At 38.8% G+C, this 25,708-nt stretch carries 24 protein-coding genes; 14 read left to right on the forward strand and 10 right to left on the reverse strand.

Annotated elements, in window-relative coordinates; genetic code table 11:
• Positions 1-467: 467 nt before the first annotated feature.
• The 5 genes from ACFSKL_RS08350 (at position 468) to ACFSKL_RS08370 (ending at position 7,819) form a co-directional block, all read left to right on the forward strand.
• On the forward strand, positions 468-1,031 hold the full coding sequence (locus ACFSKL_RS08350; protein WP_376885270.1) for a hypothetical protein: 564 nt from the start codon (positions 468-470) through the stop codon (positions 1,029-1,031).
• A gap of 78 nt (positions 1,032-1,109) precedes the next feature.
• Positions 1,110-1,727, forward strand: a complete 618-nt coding sequence (locus tag ACFSKL_RS08355) for a DUF4142 domain-containing protein (RefSeq protein ID WP_376885271.1) — start codon at positions 1,110-1,112, stop codon at positions 1,725-1,727.
• Between the two features lie 340 nt (positions 1,728-2,067).
• Positions 2,068-3,720 carry a tetratricopeptide repeat protein gene (locus ACFSKL_RS08360; RefSeq protein WP_376885402.1) on the forward strand — a complete coding sequence of 551 codons (1,653 nt, stop codon included), beginning with the start codon at positions 2,068-2,070 and terminating at the stop codon, positions 3,718-3,720.
• Between the two features lie 194 nt (positions 3,721-3,914).
• Positions 3,915-4,997 (forward strand): phytase, encoded by a 1,083-nt coding sequence (locus tag ACFSKL_RS08365; RefSeq protein ID WP_376885273.1) that lies wholly within the window; start codon positions 3,915-3,917, stop codon positions 4,995-4,997.
• A gap of 23 nt (positions 4,998-5,020) precedes the next feature.
• Positions 5,021-7,819 carry a TonB-dependent receptor gene (locus ACFSKL_RS08370; protein ID WP_376885275.1) on the forward strand — a complete coding sequence of 933 codons (2,799 nt, stop codon included), beginning with the start codon at positions 5,021-5,023 and terminating at the stop codon, positions 7,817-7,819.
• 217 nt (positions 7,820-8,036) lie between these two features.
• On the opposite strand, the gene ACFSKL_RS08375 is transcribed toward ACFSKL_RS08370, so the two are convergent.
• Positions 8,037-8,906 carry an SDR family oxidoreductase gene (locus tag ACFSKL_RS08375; protein ID WP_376885277.1) on the reverse strand — a complete coding sequence of 290 codons (870 nt, stop codon included), beginning with the start codon at positions 8,904-8,906 and terminating at the stop codon, positions 8,037-8,039.
• A gap of 126 nt (positions 8,907-9,032) precedes the next feature.
• Here ACFSKL_RS08375 and ACFSKL_RS08380 point away from each other — a divergent pair, with 126 nt between their 5' ends.
• Positions 9,033-9,395 (forward strand): winged helix-turn-helix transcriptional regulator, encoded by a 363-nt coding sequence (locus ACFSKL_RS08380; RefSeq protein WP_376885279.1) that lies wholly within the window; start codon positions 9,033-9,035, stop codon positions 9,393-9,395.
• 1 nt (position 9,396) lies between these two features.
• Here ACFSKL_RS08380 and ACFSKL_RS08385 read toward each other — a convergent pair whose 3' ends face one another.
• Positions 9,397-9,990 (reverse strand): TlpA family protein disulfide reductase, encoded by a 594-nt coding sequence (locus ACFSKL_RS08385; protein ID WP_376885282.1) that lies wholly within the window; start codon positions 9,988-9,990, stop codon positions 9,397-9,399.
• Between the two features lie 364 nt (positions 9,991-10,354).
• On the opposite strand from ACFSKL_RS08385, the gene ACFSKL_RS08390 reads away from it, so the two are divergent.
• Positions 10,355-12,598 (forward strand): Tex family protein, encoded by a 2,244-nt coding sequence (locus ACFSKL_RS08390; RefSeq protein ID WP_376885284.1) that lies wholly within the window; start codon positions 10,355-10,357, stop codon positions 12,596-12,598.
• A gap of 57 nt (positions 12,599-12,655) precedes the next feature.
• On the opposite strand, the gene ACFSKL_RS08395 is transcribed toward ACFSKL_RS08390, so the two are convergent.
• On the reverse strand, positions 12,656-13,333 hold the full coding sequence (locus tag ACFSKL_RS08395) for a hypothetical protein (protein WP_376885286.1): 678 nt from the start codon (positions 13,331-13,333) through the stop codon (positions 12,656-12,658).
• A 577-nt stretch (positions 13,334-13,910) separates the two neighbouring features.
• Between ACFSKL_RS08395 and ACFSKL_RS08400 the strand changes: the two genes are divergently transcribed.
• From ACFSKL_RS08400 to ACFSKL_RS08410, 3 genes are all read left to right on the forward strand, one after another.
• Positions 13,911-14,156 carry a hypothetical protein gene (locus tag ACFSKL_RS08400; RefSeq protein WP_376885288.1) on the forward strand — a complete coding sequence of 82 codons (246 nt, stop codon included), beginning with the start codon at positions 13,911-13,913 and terminating at the stop codon, positions 14,154-14,156.
• Positions 14,157-14,166: 10 nt separating this feature from the next.
• Positions 14,167-14,946 (forward strand): XRE family transcriptional regulator, encoded by a 780-nt coding sequence (locus ACFSKL_RS08405; protein WP_376885290.1) that lies wholly within the window; start codon positions 14,167-14,169, stop codon positions 14,944-14,946.
• Positions 14,947-15,239: 293 nt separating this feature from the next.
• Entirely contained in the window at positions 15,240-15,533 is a 294-nt protein-coding gene (locus tag ACFSKL_RS08410) for a GIY-YIG nuclease family protein (RefSeq protein WP_376885292.1), read from the forward strand.
• Between the two features lie 301 nt (positions 15,534-15,834).
• On the opposite strand, the gene ACFSKL_RS08415 is transcribed toward ACFSKL_RS08410, so the two are convergent.
• The 3 genes from ACFSKL_RS08415 to rluF form a co-directional block, all read right to left on the reverse strand.
• Positions 15,835-16,515, reverse strand: coding sequence for a YiaD family glycine zipper/OmpA-like lipoprotein (locus tag ACFSKL_RS08415; protein ID WP_376885293.1), 681 nt, complete (start codon positions 16,513-16,515; stop codon positions 15,835-15,837).
• Between the two features lie 19 nt (positions 16,516-16,534).
• Positions 16,535-17,293 carry a hypothetical protein gene (locus ACFSKL_RS08420; protein ID WP_376885295.1) on the reverse strand — a complete coding sequence of 253 codons (759 nt, stop codon included), beginning with the start codon at positions 17,291-17,293 and terminating at the stop codon, positions 16,535-16,537.
• 109 nt (positions 17,294-17,402) lie between these two features.
• The gene (rluF, locus tag ACFSKL_RS08425; RefSeq protein ID WP_376885297.1) at positions 17,403-18,137 is read right to left on the reverse strand and encodes a 23S rRNA pseudouridine(2604) synthase RluF; all 735 of its coding nucleotides are present in this window, start codon (positions 18,135-18,137) and stop codon (positions 17,403-17,405) included.
• 193 nt (positions 18,138-18,330) lie between these two features.
• Between rluF and ACFSKL_RS08430 the strand changes: the two genes are divergently transcribed.
• On the forward strand, positions 18,331-18,762 hold the full coding sequence (locus ACFSKL_RS08430) for a hypothetical protein (RefSeq protein WP_376885299.1): 432 nt from the start codon (positions 18,331-18,333) through the stop codon (positions 18,760-18,762).
• 101 nt (positions 18,763-18,863) lie between these two features.
• Here ACFSKL_RS08430 and ACFSKL_RS08435 read toward each other — a convergent pair whose 3' ends face one another.
• The 3 genes from ACFSKL_RS08435 to ACFSKL_RS08445 form a co-directional block, all read right to left on the reverse strand.
• Positions 18,864-20,012 carry a hypothetical protein gene (locus ACFSKL_RS08435; protein WP_376885301.1) on the reverse strand — a complete coding sequence of 383 codons (1,149 nt, stop codon included), beginning with the start codon at positions 20,010-20,012 and terminating at the stop codon, positions 18,864-18,866.
• A gap of 120 nt (positions 20,013-20,132) precedes the next feature.
• Complete coding sequence (locus tag ACFSKL_RS08440; protein ID WP_376885303.1) at positions 20,133-20,561, reverse strand: DUF2141 domain-containing protein; 429 nt, start codon at positions 20,559-20,561, stop codon at positions 20,133-20,135.
• On the reverse strand, positions 20,552-21,628 hold the full coding sequence (locus tag ACFSKL_RS08445; RefSeq protein ID WP_376885304.1) for an AMP-binding protein: 1,077 nt from the start codon (positions 21,626-21,628) through the stop codon (positions 20,552-20,554). The genes ACFSKL_RS08440 and ACFSKL_RS08445 overlap by 10 nt, the downstream gene beginning before the upstream one ends.
• Positions 21,629-21,864: 236 nt before the next feature.
• Between ACFSKL_RS08445 and ACFSKL_RS08450 the strand changes: the two genes are divergently transcribed.
• From ACFSKL_RS08450 to ACFSKL_RS08460, 3 genes are all read left to right on the forward strand, one after another.
• Positions 21,865-22,530 carry an NYN domain-containing protein gene (locus ACFSKL_RS08450; RefSeq protein WP_376885306.1) on the forward strand — a complete coding sequence of 222 codons (666 nt, stop codon included), beginning with the start codon at positions 21,865-21,867 and terminating at the stop codon, positions 22,528-22,530.
• A gap of 70 nt (positions 22,531-22,600) precedes the next feature.
• On the forward strand, positions 22,601-23,440 hold the full coding sequence (locus tag ACFSKL_RS08455) for a 1,4-dihydroxy-2-naphthoyl-CoA synthase (protein WP_376885308.1): 840 nt from the start codon (positions 22,601-22,603) through the stop codon (positions 23,438-23,440).
• Positions 23,441-23,789: 349 nt separating this feature from the next.
• Positions 23,790-24,626 (forward strand): alpha/beta hydrolase, encoded by an 837-nt coding sequence (locus tag ACFSKL_RS08460; protein ID WP_376885310.1) that lies wholly within the window; start codon positions 23,790-23,792, stop codon positions 24,624-24,626.
• 7 nt (positions 24,627-24,633) lie between these two features.
• Here ACFSKL_RS08460 and ACFSKL_RS08465 read toward each other — a convergent pair whose 3' ends face one another.
• Entirely contained in the window at positions 24,634-25,440 is an 807-nt protein-coding gene (locus tag ACFSKL_RS08465; protein ID WP_376885312.1) for a universal stress protein, read from the reverse strand.
• Positions 25,441-25,708 lie beyond the last annotated feature (268 nt).

Raw genomic sequence — 25,708 nt, forward strand, 5'->3', positions numbered from 1 at the left:
ATTAAAATCCATAATTTATGATATATTTTTATGGGAATTTGTGATTTTCGAAAGTGTGTGTTTTGCTATGGTTTCAGCCCTTCGATTTTGGGATATGATCACTCGGGAGTTTTTAGAAAGCGTGTGTCCATTTTTTCCAATCCAAAGCTAGAAGAGTAGTTTAGCGGTATCGATTTAGTTTGGTATAATAATTTTGTAATATTTTATAATAATTACGTAATACTTTATTCGTCGTTCATTCTCAGCTTTGTGTAAGTAGTAATGCTTGTGAAAGCTGAATAATTAACAATACGATGAATAAGATTTTCAAAGGACTTATAGCAGGTTATGGTGCCAAAAAATTTGGTGGTGGGTGTTTAGGGACAATAGTTGTCTTTGTAATCATTTACTTTCTTTTAGGCCAGTGCAGCTAAGCAGCTGAATGGTATTGTCTAAGTCATATTTATTTAATCCCAAACAATTTTAAAATGGAAAATTCAAAAAATCAAAATGAAGCAGTAGTTGATGTAACTTCTGAAAACAGAGTGCTTACAGGTATGTTTCGCGACCGTGAAAGCACCGAAAAGGTTTACAACACCCTACATGAAAGAGGCTATCCAAAAGAGGAAATCAACTTGATCATGTCTAATGATACAAGGGAAAGACATTATACGGATGAAAAGTCGGAGCAGACTGAAATCGGAACCAAAGCTGCAGAACATGCAGGCAAAGGTTCGGCTATTGGAGGAACAATAGGTGCTATTGCAGGGGTGGTTGCGGCGATAGGAACGAGTGTAGTGATTCCTGGACTTGGGATTTTGATTGCTGGTCCTATCGCTGCCGGGTTGGCAGGAGCTGGTGCCGGAGGACTTGCCGGGGGAGTTATTGGTGCTTTGGTCGGTTCTGGTATACCTGAAGCTAGGGCAAAGTTGTATGAATCTGGAATCGAAGAAGGGAATGTTGTCATTTCGGTAAGACCCAAAAACGATGCAGATGCCAAGTATTTGGAAGAAAACTGGAGAACAAACCGCGGTGAAGAGATTCACTGGTAGAAATCAAATAATGTCAAAATGCTGGGGGCTATTAAACACTCCCAGCAGAATTCAATAAAACTAAGCCAACTATTTATTATGAAAAATGTAATCAATTTTAAATCAGTCCTAGTCCATACTTTATGTTTGGCAGGACCAATTTTCTTAGCGTCTTCATGTTCTGAGAATAAAACTGCCGATTCAAGGGAAATTGCCAAAGAAGAAAATATGGCAAAATTGACCACTGACGACAAAACGATCATGGTTGTGAAAAATGAAAATGACACCCGGTTTTTGATGGACGTAGCAGAGATGCAATTGGAAGAAATCAAATTGGGCAAATTGGCACAACAGAATGGTGATTCTGAGCATGTAAAAGAACTGGGTAAGATGATGGAAAGCGATCATACCAAATCCCATGCTGAATTAATCGCACTTGCACAATCAAAATCAGTTTCAATTCCCGCCACGGTTACAGAAGATTCGCAAGATACTTACGATAAACTTGCCGATAAAAAAGGGAATGAATTTGGGAAAACCTATAGTAAAATGATGGTGTCTCATCATGAAGATGCCATTGAATTGTTCGAAAAAGCATCTACTGATTCGGAAGATCCTGAAATCAGAGCTTGGGCTACCAAAAAGCTTCCAACCCTAAGAGCACATCTTACACATGCAGAAGCATGTAAAGAAAAATGTGAAAAAATAAAATCTTAACTAAACACTTATCGGCTAAAGACCGATAGGTTTGGTTTCGCTTAAAGGAGACTAAAGGGAATCCTAAACTTAGTGTTCTTTGTGAAAAACTTGGTGATCTTTGTGGTTATAATTTTTACCACAAAGATCACCAAGTAAAAACACCAAGTTCACAAAGAAAAAACACTAAAGTCTTCGCCTAAAGGAGAGTGATTTCCCCCCAGATTGATATATTAAAGGATTTCTATCCAGAATATTTAAGAAGATTGAAGGTTTTAGATCTACAATCCAATACCCCAAAGTTAACCGAAAGAACATTATTAGGTAACATAGAATATACATTAAAAGCCCATTTTTGTTGATGAAACAAAATGGGCTTTTATATTTATTTTTTCTTTTTATCATACCTGGATATAGTTTTCAGGTAGCAGAGAAATCCACCGTCCCTTCCGTGAAAATTGATTCGTTGATAATACTCGGGAAACAATTTCAATATACCCATCCCGATTCGAGTTATTATTTTACTTCTGAGGCACTTGAGGTAGCAAAAAAAGAAGGCTTGAAATTGCAGGAAGGAATCTGTCAACAGTTTTTGGGAGAAATACTTTTTCAACAGGGAATCTATTCGGAAGCAGCCGAAAAGTGGATTGTTTCGGAAGCAATCATGCAAGACATCAAGAATCATGATGGTTTGGTGAATAACTATAACTTGACAGGCAGATTGTTTTACAAGACCAAATCAGCGGATCTTTCATTGGAATCCCACCAGAAAGCTTTCGATTTGGCAGTGAAAACCGGGAATAAGCTGGGGCAGGCGGTTTCATTGGGATGGATAGGTGCGATCCATGAAAAAAGTGGAGATTATTCTTTGGCTTTGGACTGTCAATGGAAAGCACTGAAAATACTTCAGGACGAAGGTTTAGACGATCTTTCGGCAGATATCAAAGAGAATTTGGGGAGTATCTATGAAGATACAGGTTCTTACGATTCCGCATTTTATTATTTCAAGGAAGCATATTCCCTCAACCTTCAAACAGGAGATAGTCTCATACTCATCAACAATATCAATAATCTGGGGGACATCTATAGAAAAAAAGGACTGTTGGATTCTGCATTGCTGTTTACCAACCAGGCTCTGGAGATGAGTAGAAGATATCAAGATATCTACCAGTTAAGCAGTGCCTACAGGGATATTTCCAAGATTTATTATGAAGCGAAAAACTTCCAACAAGCTTATACCTACCTCGATAGCAGTAGGATGTCCTACCAGGAAATCTACAGCAGTGAGTCTGCACGGCAGATGGCTTTGATGGAAGCCTTATATGATGTTGAGTTCAAAGATCGGGAAATCATCAAATTACAAGAAATCCACTCGTTTGATAGAAAGGTGAAGATATTGTTGATTATTTTGGTTCTGGTGATTTTTGGTTTAAGTGTGGTGATTTTTAGTAGGCAAAAGCTAAAGGCAGCAGCAGCCGAAGCGCTCATGCTTTATCAGAAAGAGGGTATGGAAACCAAGCAAAAACTGATAGAGACAGAATTGAACAATGTATTGCTCAAAGAGCAGCAAATGAAGCAGGAATTGGAGTCAAATACCAAAGCCTTGACAGCCGAAACCCTGCATGTGATAGATAAAAACAGATTGATGGAGGAGATAAGGGAAAAACTGAAAAACACATTGGTGGATGATTTTCGGGAGCAGAAAAAAAAGATCAGAAACCTGGTAAAAATGATTGACAACAACTTTGTCAAAGATACCGATTGGGATGATTTCCGGAACAATTTTGAAAAAGTCCACGAAAAATTCTATCAAAATCTCCAGGAAATCTCCCAAGAGCTGTCTCCTGCTGATCTGAGGCTTGCTACTCTGATGAAGCTAAATTTGAACTCAAAAGACATTGCCTCCACTTTGAGTATTTCCCCCGAAAGCCTCAGGATTTCGAGGTATAGACTTAAGAAAAAACTGAATCTAAAAAAATCAGATAGCCTACAGAATTTCATTCTAAGTTTATAGGAAACAATTTGTTAATCTATTTTTAATCTATTTTAAATATCTTAAAATGAGTCGTTTAAGTTTGTTTTTTCAATGCCCTGTAATCGTTTTGTTAACGTTTCATTTTTCACATGTTGCCTTTTTGATAACGCTCAGTTGTAGTTTTTAAGCACAGGTCTAGGCTACCTTTGACCAAACAAAAAGCAACAAAAAAAATGTTTAAAAATTCAATTTTCAATGTTTTGGCCTTGCTTCTCTTATGGGGTTGTCAAAGTACACAAAACTCGCATTCAGGGGAAGTCACAGATGAAGAAAGAACAATTCAACCTGTTTACGTAACTGATACACTTAAGCATGATTCTGATGATCCAGCAATTTGGGTCAATCCGAAAGACCCTTCGAAAAGTCTGGTAATCGGAACAGACAAGGATTTGGATGGAGCACTCTATGTTTTTGATTTGGAGGGAAAGACGATTGATTCACTGGTGGTCAGGGATCTGAAAAGACCCAACAATGTCGATGTTGGTTATGGGTTTCAATTGGGAGACCAGAAAGTCGATTTTGCTGTGACTGGAGAAAGATTTACCTCTAAACTCAGATTTTACAGTCTTCCGGATATGAAGGAAATAGTACAGGGAGGAGTTGAAATTTACATTGGTGAAACTGGTAATGAATACCGGGATCTTATGGGGGTTGCAGTTTACCACAACCCAGATTCAGGCAGGCATTATATCATCGCAGGAAGAAAAAATGGACCTACAGACGGAACCTATCTTTGGCAATATGAAATGCTAAACACACCAGAAGGGTTGAAGTTAGAGCTGGTTAGAAAGTTTGGCAAGTACAGTGGCAAAAAGGAGATTGAAGCCATTGCTGTAGATCATCAGCTGGGCTATATCTATTATTCGGATGAAGGAGTCGGCGTAAGGAAGTATTATGCAGATCCGGAAAAAGGAAATGAAGAATTGGCACTTTTCGCCCAAGAAGGGTTTACCAAGGATCATGAAGGGATATCGATCTACCAAGTAGACGAAAGTACAGGCTATATTTTGGTTTCAGACCAAGAAGCAAATTTTTTCCATGTTTTTCCAAGGGAGGGGACACTTGAAAATCCCCATCAGCATCAACTGATCACCAAGATTCCTTTGGCCACAGTTTCCAGTGACGGCTCGGAGGTTATCAATTTCAATCTCAGTCCAAAGTTTCCGAAAGGGTTGTTTGTTGCGATGTCGGACAATAAAACCTTCCAGCTTTATGATTGGAGAGATTTGGAAAAATATATCAAGGAGTCAAAATAATGCATTCAAAAAATAAACTTCATATGAAAAACAAATTACTGATTTCAGCAATATCCTTGTTCATGCTTATTGCACAGGATATATATGCACAGGCGATTATAAGAGGTAAAGTCATAGACAATCAAAACTTATCCCTCCCAGGTGCAAATGTGATTTTGGAAGGTACTGGCAAAGGTACTGTGACAAACCAGTCGGGGGATTTTTCAGTATTGGGAGTACCTGCTGGCAATTATAATCTTATTGTTTCTTATTTGGGATATAACGGATCTACAAAAGAAGTTTCGGTCAAAGATGGGCAGACACTGGAACTGAAATTTCAGATGGACCCAGGGACAGTAGACGGTGTTGAATTTATTGTTTTTGGGGATAGGCTCAAAGGACAGGCGAGGGCATTGAACCAGCAGAAGACCAATTCCAATATCAGCAATATAGTTGCTGCGGATCAAATAGGTCGATTTCCGGATGCCAATATTGGAGATGCGATCAAAAGGATTCCTGGTATTACCATGCAGAATGACCAGGGGGAAGCTCGGGACATTATTATAAGGGGAATGTCTCCCGAGCTTAATTCTGTCATGATCAATGGCGAAAGGATTCCTTCGGCAGAAGGCGGAAATAGAAGGGTTCAGATGGATTTGATACCCGCTGACATGATCCAGACGATTGAGGTCAACAAAAGCGTACTTCCCGATATGGATGCTGATGCCATAGGTGGAGCTGTAAACCTGGTGACCAGAAAGGCGCCGAATGGACTGAGGGTGTCTGGAACTGCAGGGACGGGAATAAACCTGCTTTCTGAGAAGCCTATTTGGACTGGTGGCCTGATAGTGGGTGATAGAATTGCCAATGGTAAATTGGGGGTTATTTTTTCCGGATCATATAACAACCATAATTTTGGATCTGACAATTATGAAGCCAGGTGGGTAAGGACAGAAAACCAGGACCATCCGGTAGTGGTAGATAGATTTGATCTTAGAAAATACAATGTGCAGCGGGTAAGAAGAAGTACATCCTTGGCATTGGATTATGATATCAATGAAAACCACTCGATCGTCTTCAATGCGATGTATAACTGGAGAGATGACTGGGAAAATAGATGGAGGATGAGGGTCGATCGAATGGATCAGCCTTTCAACAATGGAAGCTTTACAGAGCTTCAAAGCAATGTCTATCAATTGCGGGGTAGGGCGGCAATACAGACAAAGGGAGGTATAGACAACAACAGGGTGAAAGGCACCAGATTGGAAGACCAAAGGGTTCTGAATACCACCCTATCTGGTACCCATCTGTTTGATAAGCTCAAAATGACGTGGAATGCTACCTATGCAAAAGCTTCCGAAGACAGGCCAAACGAAAGGTACATCACCCATAGGGGAAATGCCGACATGGTTTTGGACATCAGGGATCCTTTCAAAGTGTTGACAACCTTTGCTAACCAAGAAAGTGAGTTAGGCTTGGGATTGAATGAAATTTATGAATCCAACAACCATACTTTTGAAGAGGATCTTAATGCTAGATTGGATTTTTCCCTGCCTTACGCCTCTAATCATGGTATGTTGAAATTTGGAGGAAGATTGAGGTCAAAATATAAGAACAGAACCGATTCATACGATCTATATGATCCAATCGGAAATCTTGGTGCCAATGGAAATAATTTGGGAGACTTGCCATTCTCATTTCAAAACGATAGGGTTTTCCTAAATGGACCGCAATATGTGCCTGGCAGATTTGTAGACAGTAAATATATAGGAGGCTTGGATCTTAAAAACCCCAATCTCTTTGAGTATGAGGATGCGGTTGCTGAATACATTACGGGTAATTATCAGGCATCAGAAATGATATCTGCCGGTTATGTGATGACTGATTACCAATTTACTCCACAATTGTCTGCCATTTTCGGTGTGAGGCTAGAGAATACAAACCTTGAATATCGGGGTTATGAATTCGATGAGGATGAAGAGGTTTTCAACCGATCTGCCGCTGTGTCTGACAATTATACCAACCTCATGCCGGGGGCACATTTCAAGTATGATATTACAGACAACAGAATCCTGAGGTTTGCTTGGGCCAATACCATTGCAAGGCCTAATTACTTCGATTTGGTGCCTTATTCTATCTATAGTCCAGACAATGAGACTTTGGTGAGAGGCAATCCAAACTTGGTACCGACTACCTCAATGAATTTTGATTTGATGTTTGAAAATTACTATAAGTCTGTGGGGATTTTCACTTTTGGTGGATTCTATAAGGATGTGAATAATTTTATCTATCAACGTACAGACTTCAATGTAGTCGATCCTGTTTTTGGGGAATTGATTTCAATTACGCAACCTGAAAATGGTGGGACTGCCGATGTTTACGGATTTGAGACGTCTATCCAGAGACAGTTTGACTTCTTGCCGGGCATCTGGAAAGGACTGGGGATTTTTATGAATTACACCTTTACCGATTCCAGGACTACAGGGATAGAAGGCCGTGACAATGAAGATCTCAAGTTGCCGGGAACAGCCAGAAACATGTTCAATGCTTCCCTTTCTTTTGAAACAGAAAAACTGGTATTAAGAGTATCCGTAAACCATGCAAGTGGTTATATAGATGAATTGGGAGGGGAAAGTTTCAATGATATCTATTATGACAGGCAAACCTTCTTGGACGTAAATGCCTCCTATGCTTTCACACCTAATTTAAGATTGTTTGCCGAAGGGAATAACCTAACCAATCAGCCGCTCAGGTATTATCAGGGTGTGCGTGCAAGGACTGCCCAAGAAGAGTTCTACAATGCAAGAATCAATGTAGGTTTGAAATTTGATTTGTTCAAATAATCTGTTCTTTAGAAGAAAATATTCAAATAAGTTTAACACCACTGAAGGGTTTTCAGTGGTGTTTTTTTTAAATAATCTGTTCTCTTTTCTTTAACCACGGAGAGCACATAGTTTTCCACAAACTGCACTATCGATGTCTTCTTGAAACATGGTTTGTCAATTGATTCCTAGTGTCCTCTGTGAAACCCTGGTGTCCCTAGTGGTTAAAAAAATCAGATTACTTTGAATAAACTTGTCTCAAATATTCTTCTGCATTGAGAGGTTTTCTTTTGAGAAGTTTTTCCAAATCAGACTTGTCTGTCTCAAATTCTCCTTCGCTGATTGCTTGGGAAAATCCTGCAAAGATGCTGATGTATCCCGCTGGAACACCAGCTTTTCCCAAAGTGCTTTCATATTCTGATCTGGAAGGATTCACATAATTTACAGTCTTACTGGTCAGCCTGCTTAGGATGGCAGCCATTTCTGCAATTGAAATGTTCTCGACATTGCTGATATTGTAAATCTTACCTTCGTGTCCATTTTCCATAAGTATGTTTGCATTTACTTCTGCCATATCTGCTCTTGAGGCAAATGCTCCCTTAGCTTCACCTGCAGGAAGGTATATGCCGGTGTCCAAGACATTTTCCCCAAAAAATATCGGAAGCATTTCTAAGTACAAGTTGTTCTCTAGGATGGTATAAGGGATTTGACTCTCTTTGATCAATCCAACAGTATACTTGTGTGATTCACCAACAAAGCTGATAGGGGAAGTTTCGGTAGGATTGTTGCTGAAAAAGCTGGTATATAGGATGTGTTTGACTCCTGCGACAGTAGCTGCATTTACTGCATTTTTATGTTGCTTGGCCCTATTGGCTACATCCGAACTTGAGATCAAGAGCAGTTTTTCTATACCAATAAATGCTGATTCCAATGATTTGGGATCATCATAATTGCCCTCTCTGATACCTATACCTTTTGCTTTAAGGTCATTTGATTTGGATTCGTCCCTAACCAAAGCGATGATTTTTTGTGGATCAACTCCTTTTCTCAGTAAATACTCGATAGTAAGCTGACCTAGTTGGCCAGTAGCGCCTGTTATTAGTAGCATGTCGATTCTTTTTTGGTTTTGATTTTATTTCCCTACAAAAGTAATCCAAATATACTTCTTAAAGTATAGTGGTATACTAAAGTATAGTGATTAAATTTGTACTCTGAAAAAAGAATGAGACATGACATGGAAGAAATTTTAAGCATCAAAGAAACCAAATCCTGCCCGATTCTCTATGTATTGGCTATCAATGACACTTTGAATGTGATCAGCGGAAAATGGAAATTGCCCATATTGGGATCCATTCTATTTGGGAAAAATAGGTTTACAGAAATCCAGAGAAACATTTCCAAAATTACCCCAAGGATGTTGAGCAAAGAATTGAAGGAGCTTGAGCTGAATGGAATTGTGGTCAGAAAGGTTTATGATACCACACCTGTGTCTGTGGAATATGAACTGACAACTTCCGGGAAGAATATAGTGGAGGTTTTGGATAAAATGGTGGAATGGGGTTTGTCCCACAGAGAGTTTGTGATGGATTCCAAATAGGCTAGTTTGGTTCTTTCCCTGTCAAAAAATCCCTAAACTCCTTTGTGTCAAAATTGCTCATCCCTTCCTGATAAAAGATGATCTTCCCTTGGGGGTTGATGACCAAGGTGGTGGGAATGGAATTTGACTGCAAAGAATTGTTGAGGCCATGACTTGCATGGACTATGGGGAAACTCCAACCTTTGTCTTCATGTAGTTTGATGCTTTTTTGGAAATCGTTATCCAAGGCAATCATCAGGAATTCCAGGTTTTCTGTGTCTTTCACTTTTTTATACAATTCCGAAATATGTGGCATCTCCGCACGACAAGGAGGGCACCAGGTAGCCCAAAGGTTGATAAAAACAGTTTTGCCCCGGTATTCTTCCAGTTCTATTGCTGCTCCAGCCATATTTGAAAATCGGCCTTTGTAATCAAAATCCAGATTTTCTTTGTCGACCATGGTGATTTTAGGTTTGATCAATCCAGTGGAAAGTAGAATGGATTGTACCCCACCCATGATGGGTGTTATCAATCCTGTGAAATATAAAAATGCGATGAAAGCAAGGATAAGTCCCCAGCTTTTGATTTCCTTTCTCCAATCGGTTTTGTTGGCCATGATTTTCTGTCTTTTAATTTTCAGAAGGTTCTTAAGTTTTTTTGAATGATTGAATTGAAATACTTCACGTTTAGATTACTTTGTCTACTACTACTATCTGCTTTTAATATATAAGTATGGACTATGAAAGTTGGACATAGATTCCAAACCAATATCTATCAATGTCACTTTTAGTATGGACTGTCAGAATGGAAACCCCAAAGCAAGCTAATTGAAAAATCCCCATCAAAATCTGACATCCAAATTTACCTACACATTTCCAATACCTTAGTGATAATTGCTACAATAACTGATATTTCTTTTTTCTTACCAATCCTGAATACCCTAAATTGCAGCTTCTATTTTGAGGTTTTAAATCGATAAGATGAATATAGATCATTATTTGAAAATAGCTGAAGAGCTGAATATCAAACTCAAGCAGGTGACAGACACCATTGCATTGTTGGACGAAGGTGCTACAGTCCCTTTTATTTCACGATATAGAAAGGAAGTGACAGGAAGTTTGGATGAAGTCCAGGTAGCTGGGATTCGTGATAGGGCTTTGCAGTTGAGGGAATTGGACAAAAGGAGGGAAGCAGTCCTCAAGTCTATCAAGGAGCAAGGCAAGCTTTCGGAGGAGTTGGAAAAGAAAATCAATGCAGCCGAAACCATGTCACTATTGGAAGATCTGTACTTGCCTTACAAACCGAAGAGAAGAACCAAGGCGACGATTGCCAAAGAGAAAGGTTTGGAGCCATTGGCAACTTTGATTTTTGAGCAAACTTCGATAAACCTTGATTCCGAGGCTGAGAAGTATGTAGATGAAAGCAAGGAGGTGGTTTCGGTAGAGGAGGCATTGCAGGGAGCTAGGGATATCATGGCCGAATGGATCAATGAGAATGTGGACCTGCGGAAAAAAATGCGTGATTTGTTTATCAATGAAGGTACTTTTGTTTCCAAGGTTTTGCCGGGAAAAGAAGCGGACGCAATCAAATACAAGGATTATTTTGACTGGTCTGAGCCTATCAAAACTGCACCTTCGCACCGTGTTTTGGCAATGAGAAGAGGGGAAAAGGAATTGTTCTTGATGTTGGATTCTTGTCCTGATGAAATTTCCGCCATTGCATTGATGGAGAGGATGATTTTGGAAGGTGCAGCCAATACATCTGTGGATCAAGTAAGATTAGCCATCAAGGACTGCTATAAAAGACTGTTGAAGCCTTCGATGGAAACAGAGGTCAGATTGTTTACCAAAAAGAAGGCGGATGAAGATGCCATCAAGGTTTTTGCCGAGAATTTGAGACAATTACTTTTGGCAGCACCATTGGGGGAAAAATCAGTGATGGCGATAGACCCAGGCTTTAGGACAGGTTGTAAGACTGTCTGCCTAGGTCCACAAGGTCAATTGTTGAGTTTCGACGCCATATATCCAAATGAACCCCAAAAGCGTACAGCAGAATCAGCTGCCACAATCAAACATTTGGTAGAAAAACACCAAATCCAAGCCATTGCCATTGGAAATGGTACTGCAAGTAGGGAAACTGAGGCATTTGTGAAGGCTATAGGTTTGCCTAAAAGTGTCATTGTGACCATGGTCAATGAAAGTGGAGCTTCCATATATTCTGCCTCCGATGTGGCTAGAGAAGAGTTTCCTGACCAGGATTTGACAGTGAGGGGAGCCGTTTCCATTGGGCGGAGATTGATGGATCCATTGGCGGAATTGGTGAAAATCGATGCCAAATCCATTGGTGTAGGACAATACCAGCATGATGTAGATCAGTCGGCATTGAAGAATTCATTGGATGACACCGTCATGAGTTGTGTGAATGGGGTAGGTGTAGAGATCAATACTGCTTCCAAGCAATTGTTGACTTACGTTTCTGGATTAGGACCTGTTTTGGCTCAAAACATTGTGGCATACAGAACTGAAAATGGTCCATTCAAAAGCAGGTCTGAAATCAAGAAAGTGCCAAGGTTGGGCGACAAGGCATATGAACAGGCAGCAGGTTTCTTAAGGATCCGTAATGCGAAAAACCCGCTGGACTCATCGGCAGTGCATCCAGAAAGGTATGACTTGGTAGAGAAGATGGCCAAAGATATAGGTGTGAAATTGACTGATTTGATGACTTCTGAAGAATTGAGGTCAAAGATTATTCTGAAGAATTATGTTTCCGAGACAGTTGGTTTGCCCACGCTTCAGGATATTATGGAAGAGCTTTCCAAGCCTGGACGTGATCCAAGGGAAGGTTTTGAGTTGTTCAGCTTTCAGGAAGGTGTCAATGAAATGAAAGACTTGAAAACAGGGATGAAGCTGCCGGGGATCATTACCAATATCACCAAATTTGGGGCATTTGTCGATATTGGAGTCCATCAGGATGGTTTGGTGCATTTGAGTCATTTGGCCGACAAATTCATCAATGATCCCAATGAAGTAGTCACAGTCAATCAGAAAGTGGAAGTGACCGTGATGGAAGTTGATATCCAGAGGAAGAGAATAGGGCTAAGTATGAAGTCAGATCCATTTGCAGAACGAGGCAAAGTGAAGTCAAAAGAGAAAAAAGAAGATCCCCAAGTGGCAGAAGGGGATTTGGCAGCGAAGCTGGCCATGTTGAAAGGTAAATTCAGGTAAGGAAGAAGCCTCCAAGAAAGTCAATCTTGGAGGCTTTTTTATAATCTGGAGAGATCCTTAGAAATGGTATGAAACCCGCAATGCTTTTAGAGGGACTAAACTCAATCCAAAATACCCCCCTTCTTTGTTTGATATTACAGGAAAGTTGCCCCGGTTGTCTCCCGATGATTTATCTCCGGCCTCTAAATAGAAGAAGTCAAACCCAGTTTCTGCCGAGAAACTGATCCTGGAGTTGAAGTGATATTTGAATCCCCAGAAATTATTTATTCCATACACTCTCGTATAACCATTGAAATATCCTTTATTTCCTTCAGGAAAATCAATCCTTTCTCTTAATCTTTCACTTTCCATCTGAAATGACAAGTCAAAGCCTCCATATCCTATAAATTTTTCATTGAGGTGTTTTTGCCTTTCCAATCCAATGCTTAAACCAAGAGTATGTGTATAGGATTTTTTATAAGTATTCCCATTCATGGAGATTTCATTGTTGCTAAAACTATTCCTGAAAAGCATATTGGAACGAAACCCCATAGTCTTACCTTTTGGTCCTACATAATTTTTTCTGTAGAATAAAGAAGGTGAGATATCTCCAGAGAGCAAAGGTCTTATGTCTACAGCCAATTCATGTTTCGTTTCAGAATAGTCAAAAGCTCTTTTTTCATTTTCATTACCAATCTGTGCAAAAGCAACAGGGCTGTACAACATCGTCAATAATAATAGGTGTTTGATTTTCATGTAGTTAGGATTGTATTAAAAATTTATTTTACTGAATTTAGTTACGTATTAAAAGTTTTTTTCAAATAAAATATTGGTGAAATTTTCATTAACAGTATTATATATATAATGATTGTCAAATCTCCAAAGGCATTTAAACTCTGTGATCCTTTTGCTTAGAGACTTAATTTTCAATAGTCTTATTATCTGTTTTTAACCTGTTCTTAGTACGTTTATTTTAGATAAGAACTGTCTCATATTCCCTAAAATTCACTTGTTTTGCCACACATTATTCAATTATTTGCTATGTATATACGCTACTTTGCCACAAGCCAAACAAAGTTTCTCCAACAGCGGATTTTCATTACTGTTGACTGTCGTCCGTTGACACTCGTGCGCCGTGGCGTAGTAGACGATTATCCGCAACATGATGGTTTGCTTACGTCATTACTGGCGAAGTAGCGGATAATCATATTATTTGCTCTACAAATTTCAAAATAAAACGACAACTTGTGTCATTATTGTGTTTGTTTTATAAACATACTGTTGTTATTTAAAATAACATTTGTATATTAGCTCCTGTTAAATCAACAAAGCTATGGAAGACATCACTAAAATCAGCCTCACACAAAAGACCTTGCCTTCAGGGAATTGCCAAGTGAAATTTTTTATTGAAGATGAGCAAAAGCCACAGTATGGATACCTGTTGGTCAATGAGCCAAAATCAGTTGGAGAGATTTTGGAAGAAATCAAAAGCAGAATGGAACAAAGAAGGATGGCTAATCCTTTTTCGGTCAAGCAGCTGCAGAAAGACGACCATAATTTTTATCTTTATTCAGCCTAACCAGAGAAATATGCTGCTTTCCAAAAACCTCAAACATCTACGTACTTCCCAAAACCTCACACAAGCGGAGCTTTCTGAAAAATTGGGAGTGCAGCGGACGATGATCTCGGCCTATGAGGATGGTCGTTCGGAACCGAAGCTTACAGCCTTGACAGTGATGGCAGAGCTTTTCAATGTTTCCATGGATGAATTGCTGTATCATGATATAGAAGAAAAGGGGAGAAAGGCAGTTCAAAACAAGGCTACCAAGATCCTCACTATTGCTGTTGATGCCGATGATCGGGAAAGCATCACAATGGTGGGGCAAAAAGCATCAGCTGGATATCTGAACGGCTTTGCAGATCCGGAATACATGGAGTCCCTGCCACAGTTTAGATTGCCCAATTTGGCTAGTAACCAAACTTACAGGGCTTTTGAGATTGCTGGAGACAGCATGTTACCTTTGGTGCCTGGTACCCTGATTGTTGGTGGATATGTGGAGCAGTTGAAGGATATAAAAAGTGGAAAGACATATATACTGGTGACAGCGACTGAAGGGGTTGTATACAAGCGGGTATTTAATTATTTGGCAGAAAATGGGAAGTTGTTTTTGGTGTCTGACAATGAGCATTATAAACCTTACGAGATAAAAGGAGAAGATATCATGGAAGTATGGGAAGCCAAAGCATTTATCAGCACCGATTTCCCCAACCCCAAAGACCGGAACAATCCCATGACCATTGAGGATTTGTCCAAGATGATTCTGGATTTGAAGTCAGAGATTATAAAGATGAAGGTGGATAAACAATAGTTTGAGGTTTCTTCCCTTTGCCTCCTAAATGGGAATTTATTGATGTCTAGCATGTCGAAATGACCACTAAGTCACCTCGACGTTAGAAGAGGTCTCAACCCGTCTTTGAAACATTAAAGTGTATATTGAAGTTGGAGTGTGGATTTCGGTACGAGATTTCTCCCTCTGCCTCCTAAATAGGAGATAAAGTCGAAATGACCGCTAAGTCACCTCGACGCTAGGAGAGGTCTCGTCGCGTCTTTAAACATGAAAGTGAAGTTGGAATAAATATTTAATTTTTAAACTTGATACTTATGAGTTTTAAAACTATGTATGTTTATTTTTTAACCAATAAACATAAAACAGTCCTTTATGTAGGTGTTACTAATAACTTGGAAAGAAGGATAGCTCAACATCGGGAGGCTATTTTAAAAAATGCAAATACTTTCTGTGCAAAGTATAATTGTGGGAATCTTGTTTACTATGAAACATTTAAGAATTCATTAGATGCAATTTCACGAGAAAAGGAATTGAAAAAATGGAGTAGATTGAAGAAAAACACATTGATTGAATCTGATAATCCTAAATGGGAGTTTATTGATGTCTAGCATGTCGAAATGATCGCTAAGTCACCTCGACGCTAGGAGAGGTCTCGTCCCGTCTTTGAAACGTTAAAGTGTATATTGAAGTGGTAGTGTGTATTTCGGTATGAGATTTCTCCCTATGGTCGAAATGACCACTAAGTCACCTCGACGTTAGGAGAGGTCTCGACCTGTCTTTGAAACATGAAAGTGTATATTGAAGTTGGAGTGTGGATTTCAGTACGAGATTTCTCCCTATGGTTGAAATGACTGAGGAAAATAAAAAAGCCAACTTTCGCTGGCTTTTTTCTTATAGTATTTGTTGAAATCAATCTTTGATTTCTCCTTTTTCTGCTTTGTCAACCAATTCGTCATTGGCGGTGATGAGGATTTCTACCCTTCTGTTTTTGGCTCTTCCTTCGTCTGTTTCATTTGAAGCTATAGGTTTGTCAAAAGAATAACCTAAGGTAAGCATTCTGGCATCCTCGATACCTTGCATTTTTAGGTAGTTTTTCACTGAAGCTGCCCTTCTTTCAGACAATCCTAAGTTGTACTGGTATGCACCTTTGTTATCGGTATGACCTTCGATGGAAAGATCCGTATCTGGATATTCTTTCAAGATTTCGGCAAACTTCATGATGTTTTCCTGTGCATCAGGAGTCAACGAATACGAATCAAAACCAAACAAAATACCTGAATCAAAAGTCAATTTGATGGATTCACCGACTCTTTCTACTTCGGCATCTTTTACTTCTTCTTCAATTTTTTTTGCTTGCTTATCCATATAGATACCAATTGCAGCACCAGCAGCACCACCTACGACAGCTCCGATTGCTGCCCCTTTGCCGGCTTGCCCACTTTTGTTCCCTATTACGGCGCCTATAGCGCCACCGGTACCACCACCGATTGCTGCCCCTTTTTCTGTATTATTCCAACTTGCGCAGCTGAACAAAAATACAGCCCCTAATACCTGAGCAAAAATGCTTTTGATAGATTTTAAATTTTTCATAATAAATAGTATAGCTTGGTTATAATTTTAAAAACCCTTCCCTGATTTTTGATACTGCATCATAGGAAGAATCTATATTGTATATACCTTTTCCAAATTCATGCCAAAAGCCATCACCACAGTCGATATAAATACCCCTTTTGCTAGGTTTGCCTTCCCTGGCCTTGTCGTAGTCATAATCAGGTAAAAAAACATAGGATAATAATTCCTTTGTTTTCTCCCAATTCAGATCTTTCTCTTGCCCGTTGATTGTAGCGAGCGCTTTCCTAATGGAAAATTTCATCGTCAAGGAAATTTCCAAAACATTATCATGATCGATTTTCAGGAAATTTATGATGAGAGGAGCTTCTTTTTTACTTGTTTCATAGATGGCTTGGATAATTTCTTGGGCCGTATATTGCCATTCTTCTTGATTCAAAGGGACAGTCCGGGTGATTTTCCCATGAAGATCTTTAGCCAAGACTTTCACGCCACCTTCCTCTTCATCCAATTTCTTATTGGCCCATTTTGAATTGATGTATAGGGATTTCAATGGTTTCTCCCATGCATGGTGCAACTCTCCCACGTAATTGAAATTGCCGTCCAACGGAAAGCCTTCATCCAAGATTTCCTCGTCTGTCAATTCCTCACGGTGGGTATATTCTAGGTCCAATTGTGTATTCAGAAAGTTCTTTTCAAAGCTAATTTTCAGTTTGAAGAGGTGGCTGAATGGTGGTGGTATACTTCCAGAGTCAAAATCTATTTCAATTCTGGTAAGGTCTTCTGATTTCAAATGCATATTTTAATAAGTTGTAAGGTTGGTTTGATAATAAGATTGTTGTAAGGTTGTAAGGTTTTAAAGTTTCGCAAATTAAAATACTAAAATCTCATATCTTGTGTCTTTAGTCTCACATCTGAAATGTTTTCGACGAATTGGCTAACATTCCCCTGATTTCTTCCATTTCATGCGTACTCAAATCCCTCCATTCCCCAAGTGGAACATCCAGCTGAATATTCATGATTCTTACTCTTTTCAACCTTGTGACTTCAAATCCCAAATACTCACACATTCTGCGGATTTGTCTATTGAGGCCTTGTGTCAAGATGATATTGAACTTGTTTTTGCCAATTTTTCTCACCTTGCATTCTTTGGTTACAGTATCCAAGATGGGGATTCCATTTGCCATTTTTTCCAAAAAATCAAAGGTTATTGGTTTGTTGACTGTTACAATATACTCTTTTTCATGATTGTTCCCAGCCCTGAGGATTTTGTTGACAATGTCTCCGTCACTCGTCAGCAATATCAACCCCTCGCTTGGTTTGTCCAACCTACCAATAGGGAATATCCTTTTAGGATGGTTGATGTATTCAATTATATTGTCTTTTTCGGCTTTGATATCGGTAGTACAGACGATCCCGACAGGTTTATTGAAGGCAATATAGACAAAATCATCTTTTGGGGGACTGATCAATTTCCCATCTACACGCACTTCATCTCCCGGAATGACTTTGGTCCCCATTTCAGGAATCTTGCCGTTGATCGTAACTTTACCCTGCTCTATCAGTTTGTCGGCACCTCTTCTTGAGCAAAACCCTACTTCACTAAGGTATTTGTTGACTCTTGTAGCTTGTGATTCGTCCATTGATGCAAATTTATGCCTATTTTCAACAAATTCTGAATTTTGGATAAGAATACCTAAATTCAGGGAAGATTCACATTGGATGAAGTAGGGAAAGCTTTAGCATTCAGGTGTTTCAGTCTATGGGTATATTAATTTTTGAATAATAATAAGAAATGTTTATATTAATTCGTTCTAATTGTAAACTAATCTAACTATGGAAAAGATGAATTATAAATCCGTTGGAGTATGGCTTGATCAGTCTAAAGCACATTTTATTGGATATCAAGATGGTGAGGCAACATTCATAGAATCGCTTATCTCCCCACATGAAAGAATAAAGAGGGAAGATGGTGAGGAAAGTGATACGGCCCGTTTTTCTCCAAACCCTTCTGTACTCTCCAACAATGAATACCGCAAAAATAACATCGCACAAAATGAGCTGAACGAATATTATAAGATGCTTGAGGATAAAATTGGCAAGTTTGAGGATGTCCTTTTGTTTGGTCCTGGCACAGCCAAAGATCAGTTCAAGAATCGGATAGCAGAGAATAAAGCTTTTAAGAAAAAGTGGATATCAGTTCAAAATGCTGATAAAATGACAGACAACCAGCTGCTGGCTTTTGTCCGGGATTTTTATAAGAGTTGATTGATTCTGGAAATCAAAAGTTAAAAGAGGCTGTTTCGATTGATGAAATAGCCTCTTTCTTGTTATGATGATTTTTGGTTATCAAGCATGGTATTTTGAAATCAGTTTACTTCCCTTTTTTCAGTCAATTTCAATTTGTAATAAGTGTTCCAATCTTCTTCTCCCAATAGTCTTTGGTTTTTGTGTACAAGTATATGTCCATCTTGCGTAAGAATTGGGGTTGATAATGTTCCCGAAGGCAATTCAATATTGTCTTGGAGTAATTTGTATTCTGAATCAAAAACCGCAGCATATTTTGGAAGGGATTGAAAAAAATCTTCCCATTCTGATTGATTCTCTTTGTCATAGTTTTGAACAATATTTTCTCCAGCGCCCTTTCTATAGATCAAAATTATTTTATCATCAAAAGCATATAGTTGCTCTATCATCGAACTGACAACCTTATCAAGCTTTGAAAACAATTCGTAGGGATTTTTCATGCTGGCACTGGGGAAAGGGATTTGATCTTTAAAATTAAGACTGACGCTTTCTTTAAAAATCAATTCTTCTCCTTTTTCTTCATAGACATAAAACTTCATTTCAGCCATCAGAAACAAATACCAAATTTTCCCTCTTTTAACGATTTGTGGATAAAATACAAAATGGAAATCCCCGTCTTTGTACACAGAAGTTTCAGGGATTTCCATTTTCAATTTGGTTTCATTTGTTTTAGGATCTAGTACTTCAAGTATAGGTAAGTTGTAAATTCTTCTATAGAATTCTTCCGGTTTTTCCCAATCACTCATATCTCTTTCTGGTCGGTAGTAAGCTAATTTGTCGCCTATAGTAAATATGGGTTTATTGAAGGGGTTTAAATAAATATAATCTTCAAGTATGGTGAAATTTTTGATGATATTTCCCTCATCCGAAAATTGAATAATTCCTTTTTTTCTGTCCATTATTGTAAATTTCCCCTCAAAAAAACCTTCTGAATAGGACATGTTTATCGCATTTGGACCATCAGTCTTTAGTTCTATTTGTGAATTGATATTTCCTTTTTCATCAAAAATCACATAGGTTGATGTAGCTTGGTTTTTTGCTAAGATCCTTCCATCTTCGATATCTACCAATGTCAATTGCTGAAGGTGATTGACTTGGATAGAATCTGTGATTACTAATTCATAATCAATGGATGTTGATTGGATTTTGTTATTGTCTTTTGAACAAGCTACCAATCCTACTAATAAAATTATGTATAGCTGATTTTTCATTCTCAAAACTAACATATTGAAAAATCATTGGAACGTTAAGATATGTTAGTTGAATATACTTAGTCTTAATTTTCCATAAAAGCCTTATGGGATATCCGTTCAGAATACTGTTTTCCAATTCTACTTCAACTTTATTGTAATATGCTTTGCTTCTTTGGAAAGCGTGAAGGCCGCTTTTTCAAAGCTGGGAGGACCTATCATTCCCATAGCATTATTGGAAAAACCGTAGCCATCTTTTGGGATCCCAAGTGCATTTGTCCTTAGTTTCCCGGTGTTTCGGCTGTCATGAAAAAGTGAAATGGCGTAGGTTCCGTCTGGAAGATTCCTGAAAGTATGGACTGCTGAATTGTTGGTGATTTTGATAGAGGCATTTTGGATGGCATATTCAGGCTGGTCAGGAAACCCTTCCTGCCCCTTAAACACCAAAACCCTGATTACGCCATCTGGGTTTTTAATGTTTTCTACCTTGAGTGTCAATTCATTTTTGCTGTTTTGATCAGGACTTGCAACCAACATCAATAGAAATGAAAAGAATATATTCAAAAGCATAGTTGGGCAGTTTTGGTTCTGTTGATTTTTCCGGAAGTTGTTTTTACAAATTCTTCAATGAGAAATACTTCCTTTGGGGAATGATACTTCTTCATTTTGTCCTTCAGAATACCGAGCAATTTTTGCGCCTGATGTTTTTGTGAGGCTGATGTTTCCAAAAAGAGCACCATTTTTTGCCCCAGTTTTTCATCTTCCTGGCCAAAAAGAAAATAGGCAATGTTTCCGAAAACAGAAGCGACATATTTGCTTATTTCAGCTTCCAGTAATTCAGCTTGGATTTTTATCCCTCCGGAATTGATCGTGAAATCAGCTCTTCCAATCCACCTGAATATTCCGTCTCCAACTATTTCGACCAAATCATTGGTTTGAAGTCTTTTTTCTTTCGCCATCGGAGCTTCTATCCAAAGCCTCTTTTCCTCGTCAGTACCTATTGTTACATTCGGTAAGGTTTGGTAGCGCAATTCTTGGCCATCTATTTTTGCCAAAGCGATGTGCGAAACTGTCTCTGTCATGCCATATGTCTGAAAGGCATTTATCCCATTGGATTTTATTTTTTGCATCAATGAATCAGAAGCAGGAGCGCCACCAATAATCAAAACCCCAATTTTGGATAATATTTTGGAAGAAAAATCCTCGGCAAGACAAGCTTCCACTTGCAATGGCACCATTGCACAAAATCCAATATTCAGTTTGGGAGATATTTGGTTAAATGGGTTGGATTCAAGTAAGCAGAGGTGTATGTCTGCATGCCAGCATAATCCCCTTACAAGCATCATTTTGCCACCAATCATCTCGGTATTGATACAAACCAACAAACTCACTCCTTTCTCTATCTTGAAAAATGCTTTTGTTGCTGCTGCAGATATCTCCATTTGGGATCGGTAGAGTGTTAGTTTTTTTGGCAGGCCTGTAGAGCCTGAAGTTTGCATATCAAACTCCTGTTTGCCATTTAGCCAATCTTTACAAAAGGTTAGGCTTTGGACAATGTATGGATCGTTTTCCTGCCACTCACCAGCTTGGATTTGTCCAAAAGTATAAATTTGATCTTTGAAGATTAATTTTCCCATATTTTTCCAGAGTGCAAGGTAATGCCTTTATCAAAATTCCACAAAATTCAAGCAAGCCATATATATATGATTCTTGACTAAAGAGTGTTTTTGTCCAAAAATCAGTTCGCATAATATTGTAATATTAGAATTGGATATGTATATTTGTTAATAATAGTGCTCTTAGCAACGTATTCTCAATTTTCTATACCATAGAGAGGATGCCGACCTTAGAGCTTTTTTTATTTTACTCGAATATGAAAAAGAGAACCGCAATTTTAGTGGATGGAGGCTTTTTTCTAAAGAGATACCGTTCAATTAATAGAGTTAAAAATCTTGATCCTGTAAGAACAGCAAATGATCTTTGGGAAATGTGTCTAAAACATTTGACCCAAGCTAAAAGCGAGACTTTCGACCTATATCGAATTTTTTATTATGATTGCCTACCATATGATAAGAAGCAACATAATCCTGTTTCAGGTAAATCTATTGACTTCTCAAAAACAGACCAATACAAATTTCAATTAGATTTTTTAGAGGAGCTTAAAAAGAAAAGAAAGATTGCTTTACGTCTAGGTGTTTTGGAAGATAGAAGGCGTTGGATAATTAGACCTTCGATAACTAAGGAATTGTTGACAAAAAAATTGATTATTGAAGATTTAACAGAAGATGATGTACAGTTCGACCTGTCACAAAAGAGGGTTGATATAAAGATAGGGCTTGATATTGCATCCATGTCTTTGAAACACCAAGTAGATCAAATTATTCTAGTCTCAGGCGATAGCGATTTTATCCCAGCATCAAAGTTGGCAAGAAGAGAAGGGATAGATTTCATACTTGATCCAATGTGGAATCCAATCAAACCACATTTATTTGAACATATAGATGGAATGGTTTCAAAAATAAAACGACCAACAACGTAAGTTAGATGTAACGTTGATCAGATGCTATGTTTTACTCATTATTTAATTTAGATTGTAAAAAAAACGAAATATGACTATCAACTGGAAAACCGCAAAGGAATACGAAGATATAACTTATAAAAAATGCGATGGTGTCGCACGGATTGCCTTCAATAGACCCGAAGTCAGAAATGCATTTCGTCCAAAAACAACCAGTGAATTGTATGATGCTTTCTATGATGCCATGGAAGATACCTCCATTGGAGTTGTCTTGCTTTCGGGTGAAGGGCCTTCTCCCAAGGATGGGGGATATGCTTTTTGCTCTGGTGGAGATCAGCGTGCCAGAGGCCATCAAGGTTATGTAGGTGAGGATGGATACCATAGATTGAACATTCTTGAAGTTCAAAGGTTGATCCGGTTTATGCCAAAGGTTGTCATAGCGGTAGTACCAGGCTGGGCAGTAGGAGGGGGACATTCGCTGCACGTAGTGTGTGACTTGACTTTGGCAAGCAAGGAGCATGCGATATTCAAGCAAACAGATGCTGATGTGACAAGTTTTGATGGTGGATATGGTTCAGCCTATTTGGCAAAGATGGTGGGCCAAAAGAAAGCCAGAGAGATATTTTTCTTGGGGAGAAATTATTCAGCCCAAGAAGCCTACGAAATGGGTATGGTCAATGCAGTGATCCCCCACGGAGAATTGGAGGATACAGCATATGAATGGGCACAGGAAATCCTTGCCAAATCACCTACTTCCATCAAAATGCTGAAATTTGCATTCAACTTGACTGATGATGGCATGGTTGGGCAGCAGGTATTTGCCGGAGAAGCTACCAGGTTGGCCTATATGACCGATGAAGCTAAAGAAGGAAGGAATGCATTTTTGGAAAAGAGAAAGCCGAATTTCAAAGATGTGAAGTGGATACCTTGAGATATGGGAGATAAGAAACTAGAAACAAGATACAAGAAGCGAGAGACGAGAACATGCCCTGAAAGGGCTTATGATCCAAGCATCGGGTCATGACCCGATGTCAAAAAGAATTCAGTTGAATGTTTGCCCTGAAAGGGCAATTGAATAGTTATCGGAATTATAGATAAATCAATAGAAATAGTGTCAACTATTTTCAGGACGTGACAACAAAGCTTGAAGAGCCTGTCCTGAATAGGGAGGTTGAATTTTGTCCAATTAGATATAAAAAAGAGTCAAGCAAATTCAGTACGTGACATTCAATATCATTCTTCTACAATCTTAACTCTACAATCTAAAATCTACAATACAAATGAAGCACTTAGAGACTAGTTATACGACGCATGACAATAAGGAGCTTTACCTCCAAGCGTGGATGCCTGAAACCCCAAAAGCCGTGTTGTTGGTGGTGCATGGACTGGGAGAACATAGCAGTAGGTACAAGCATTTTGCCGAAAAGTTGGTACAGAAGGATATTGCGGTATTTACTTTTGACGGTCGGGGGCATGGAAAATCTTCTCTGCCCAAACCGACAGCTTACTTTTCCAATTATGGGGATTACCTCAAGGATATCGATGCTTTGATGGGTAAGGTGAAATCCTACTGCAAAGGTGTTCCCGCTTTTGTATTTGGTCATAGTATGGGTGGTGGGTTGGTTGCCAAATACATCATCGATTACCAACCTGAGTTATCAGGTGTAATACTCAGTGCAGCAGCACTCAAGCCTTCGGAAAGCTTATCGAAAATATTGATTTCCATCTCTGGATTGGTTAGCAAATTAGCACCAAAGTTGAAGGCAAAGAAGCTGGATAGCGATATGATCTCGCATGATCCACAGGAAGTAAGGAAATATAATGAGGATCCTTTGATTTATTCAGATGCAATTCCAGCTCGGACTGGCTATGAACTGCTTCGCATGATGCGCGAGATAGCGTTGGGGCTGGATAGATTTAAGCTGCCTGTATTGCTGCTGCATGGTACAGGTGATCAACTCACCAATCCAGAGGGCAGTGAAATGCTGTTTAGAAAAGTTGCGGTGGAAGATAAGACCTATATCCGGTACCCTGATTTGTACCATGAATTGTTGAACGAGCCTGAAAAAGAAAAAATAATGGATGATATATTGAATTGGTTACTGAAAAGAATGTAAGAAGTTGTCACTTCAATACCAACAATGGAACAGAGCTATGATAGGCCATTTCCAATGAATCGCTGGCGTTGAACAAGTACTCGAAAAAGGATTTTTTCTTGTAAAACATGACCAACATGCTATTTGGTTTTTCCTTTAATTGGAAATTGATTCCTTCTATGATACTTTTTGCGTTTTGTCGGCTTGCGGTAAAGACAACTTCAGGAAACAATTCTTTAAAGAGTAGTTCAAAATCTCTTAGGGAAATCTTTTCTTCAGTTGCGCTTTCCAATTTCAGGTTTACAAAATGGTAAGGAAAACCTAATGGGAAAGTCAAACCAATCAGTTTTTTGTAAAAGGACTTTTCTCTGTCGTCAAGCTCTATGCCGACAATAATCTCCTTTACCATTTCCCAGCTCGAATGGGCCGGAATCGCCAAGACAGGGACTTGGCTGTCTTTGATGACATGGCCAGTGTTGGATCCAAATAAATTCTTTTTGAATCTAGAAGCCCCATGGGTTCCCATTACAATCAAATCATAATCTTCTCTATAGGCTTTTGATGTTACTGAAGTCGCAACTGTCCCCTGTACAATTTGATAATCTATCTTTATCCCTTCACTTTGTGATTTGGTCACTGCTTTTTCCATGGCTTTTTTGGCATCGGTCTCAATGCTGTCGATGATTTCTATAGCATGCGCAGCAAAATCATACACGGCATAGTATGCAAAAATCAATGTAATCTGTACATCATTTCTATCCTCGCTGATTTTTTTGGCGAATGAGAGTGCATTGTTTGCATTATCGGAAAAGTCGGTAGGAACTAATATTTTCATGGCTTGGATTTTGATTATCCCCAAGATACAAAACTTTATATGAGCTTGCTAAATTTTTTGGAAGCAGGAAAACTATCTTTTGCTGATTTTGTTGAGGGTAATGGATCTTTGTTGTTTGGTTCAAAAGCAGCCAGGAGTGATAGAAGCAGCCAATGGGATGTTGAATTTTCACACAGTTCCGAATAGATGGCCTTGAGAGGCTAGTTTATTGTTAAATGAAAATGGTATGATATGGCCTGTGGGACACAGGCCATGGGGTGGGTTGGAA

The organism is Belliella marina (genome assembly GCF_042682445.1).
In the GTDB taxonomy this organism is placed as follows: domain Bacteria; phylum Bacteroidota; class Bacteroidia; order Cytophagales; family Cyclobacteriaceae; genus Belliella; species Belliella marina.

What these genes read in the sequence shown, in the direction of transcription:
- ACFSKL_RS08380 (WP_376885279.1), top strand. Translation starts at nt 9,033, where the DNA reads ATGGAAGAAATTTTAAGCATCAAAGAAACCAAATCCTGCCCGATTCTC.
- ACFSKL_RS08405 (WP_376885290.1), top strand. Translation starts at nt 14,167, where the DNA reads ATGCTGCTTTCCAAAAACCTCAAACATCTACGTACTTCCCAAAACCTC.
- ACFSKL_RS08460 (WP_376885310.1), top strand. Translation starts at nt 23,790, where the DNA reads ATGAAGCACTTAGAGACTAGTTATACGACGCATGACAATAAGGAGCTT.
- ACFSKL_RS08355 (WP_376885271.1), top strand. Translation starts at nt 1,110, where the DNA reads ATGAAAAATGTAATCAATTTTAAATCAGTCCTAGTCCATACTTTATGT.
- ACFSKL_RS08450 (WP_376885306.1), top strand. Translation starts at nt 21,865, where the DNA reads ATGAAAAAGAGAACCGCAATTTTAGTGGATGGAGGCTTTTTTCTAAAG.
- ACFSKL_RS08420 (WP_376885295.1), bottom strand. Translation starts at nt 17,293, where the DNA reads ATGCATTTGAAATCAGAAGACCTTACCAGAATTGAAATAGATTTTGAC.
- ACFSKL_RS08455 (WP_376885308.1), top strand. Translation starts at nt 22,601, where the DNA reads ATGACTATCAACTGGAAAACCGCAAAGGAATACGAAGATATAACTTAT.
- ACFSKL_RS08385 (WP_376885282.1), bottom strand. Translation starts at nt 9,990, where the DNA reads ATGGCCAACAAAACCGATTGGAGAAAGGAAATCAAAAGCTGGGGACTT.
- ACFSKL_RS08465 (WP_376885312.1), bottom strand. Translation starts at nt 25,440, where the DNA reads ATGAAAATATTAGTTCCTACCGACTTTTCCGATAATGCAAACAATGCA.
- ACFSKL_RS08435 (WP_376885301.1), bottom strand. Translation starts at nt 20,012, where the DNA reads ATGAAAAATCAGCTATACATAATTTTATTAGTAGGATTGGTAGCTTGT.
- ACFSKL_RS08350 (WP_376885270.1), top strand. Translation starts at nt 468, where the DNA reads ATGGAAAATTCAAAAAATCAAAATGAAGCAGTAGTTGATGTAACTTCT.
- ACFSKL_RS08445 (WP_376885304.1), bottom strand. Translation starts at nt 21,628, where the DNA reads ATGGGAAAATTAATCTTCAAAGATCAAATTTATACTTTTGGACAAATC.
- ACFSKL_RS08370 (WP_376885275.1), top strand. Translation starts at nt 5,021, where the DNA reads ATGAAAAACAAATTACTGATTTCAGCAATATCCTTGTTCATGCTTATT.
- ACFSKL_RS08375 (WP_376885277.1), bottom strand. Translation starts at nt 8,906, where the DNA reads ATGCTACTAATAACAGGCGCTACTGGCCAACTAGGTCAGCTTACTATC.
- ACFSKL_RS08395 (WP_376885286.1), bottom strand. Translation starts at nt 13,333, where the DNA reads ATGAAAATCAAACACCTATTATTATTGACGATGTTGTACAGCCCTGTT.
- ACFSKL_RS08440 (WP_376885303.1), bottom strand. Translation starts at nt 20,561, where the DNA reads ATGCTTTTGAATATATTCTTTTCATTTCTATTGATGTTGGTTGCAAGT.
- rluF (WP_376885297.1), bottom strand. Translation starts at nt 18,137, where the DNA reads ATGGACGAATCACAAGCTACAAGAGTCAACAAATACCTTAGTGAAGTA.
- ACFSKL_RS08360 (WP_376885402.1), top strand. Translation starts at nt 2,068, where the DNA reads ATGAAACAAAATGGGCTTTTATATTTATTTTTTCTTTTTATCATACCT.
- ACFSKL_RS08400 (WP_376885288.1), top strand. Translation starts at nt 13,911, where the DNA reads ATGGAAGACATCACTAAAATCAGCCTCACACAAAAGACCTTGCCTTCA.
- ACFSKL_RS08430 (WP_376885299.1), top strand. Translation starts at nt 18,331, where the DNA reads ATGGAAAAGATGAATTATAAATCCGTTGGAGTATGGCTTGATCAGTCT.
- ACFSKL_RS08390 (WP_376885284.1), top strand. Translation starts at nt 10,355, where the DNA reads ATGAATATAGATCATTATTTGAAAATAGCTGAAGAGCTGAATATCAAA.
- ACFSKL_RS08410 (WP_376885292.1), top strand. Translation starts at nt 15,240, where the DNA reads ATGAGTTTTAAAACTATGTATGTTTATTTTTTAACCAATAAACATAAA.
- ACFSKL_RS08415 (WP_376885293.1), bottom strand. Translation starts at nt 16,515, where the DNA reads ATGAAAAATTTAAAATCTATCAAAAGCATTTTTGCTCAGGTATTAGGG.
- ACFSKL_RS08365 (WP_376885273.1), top strand. Translation starts at nt 3,915, where the DNA reads ATGTTTAAAAATTCAATTTTCAATGTTTTGGCCTTGCTTCTCTTATGG.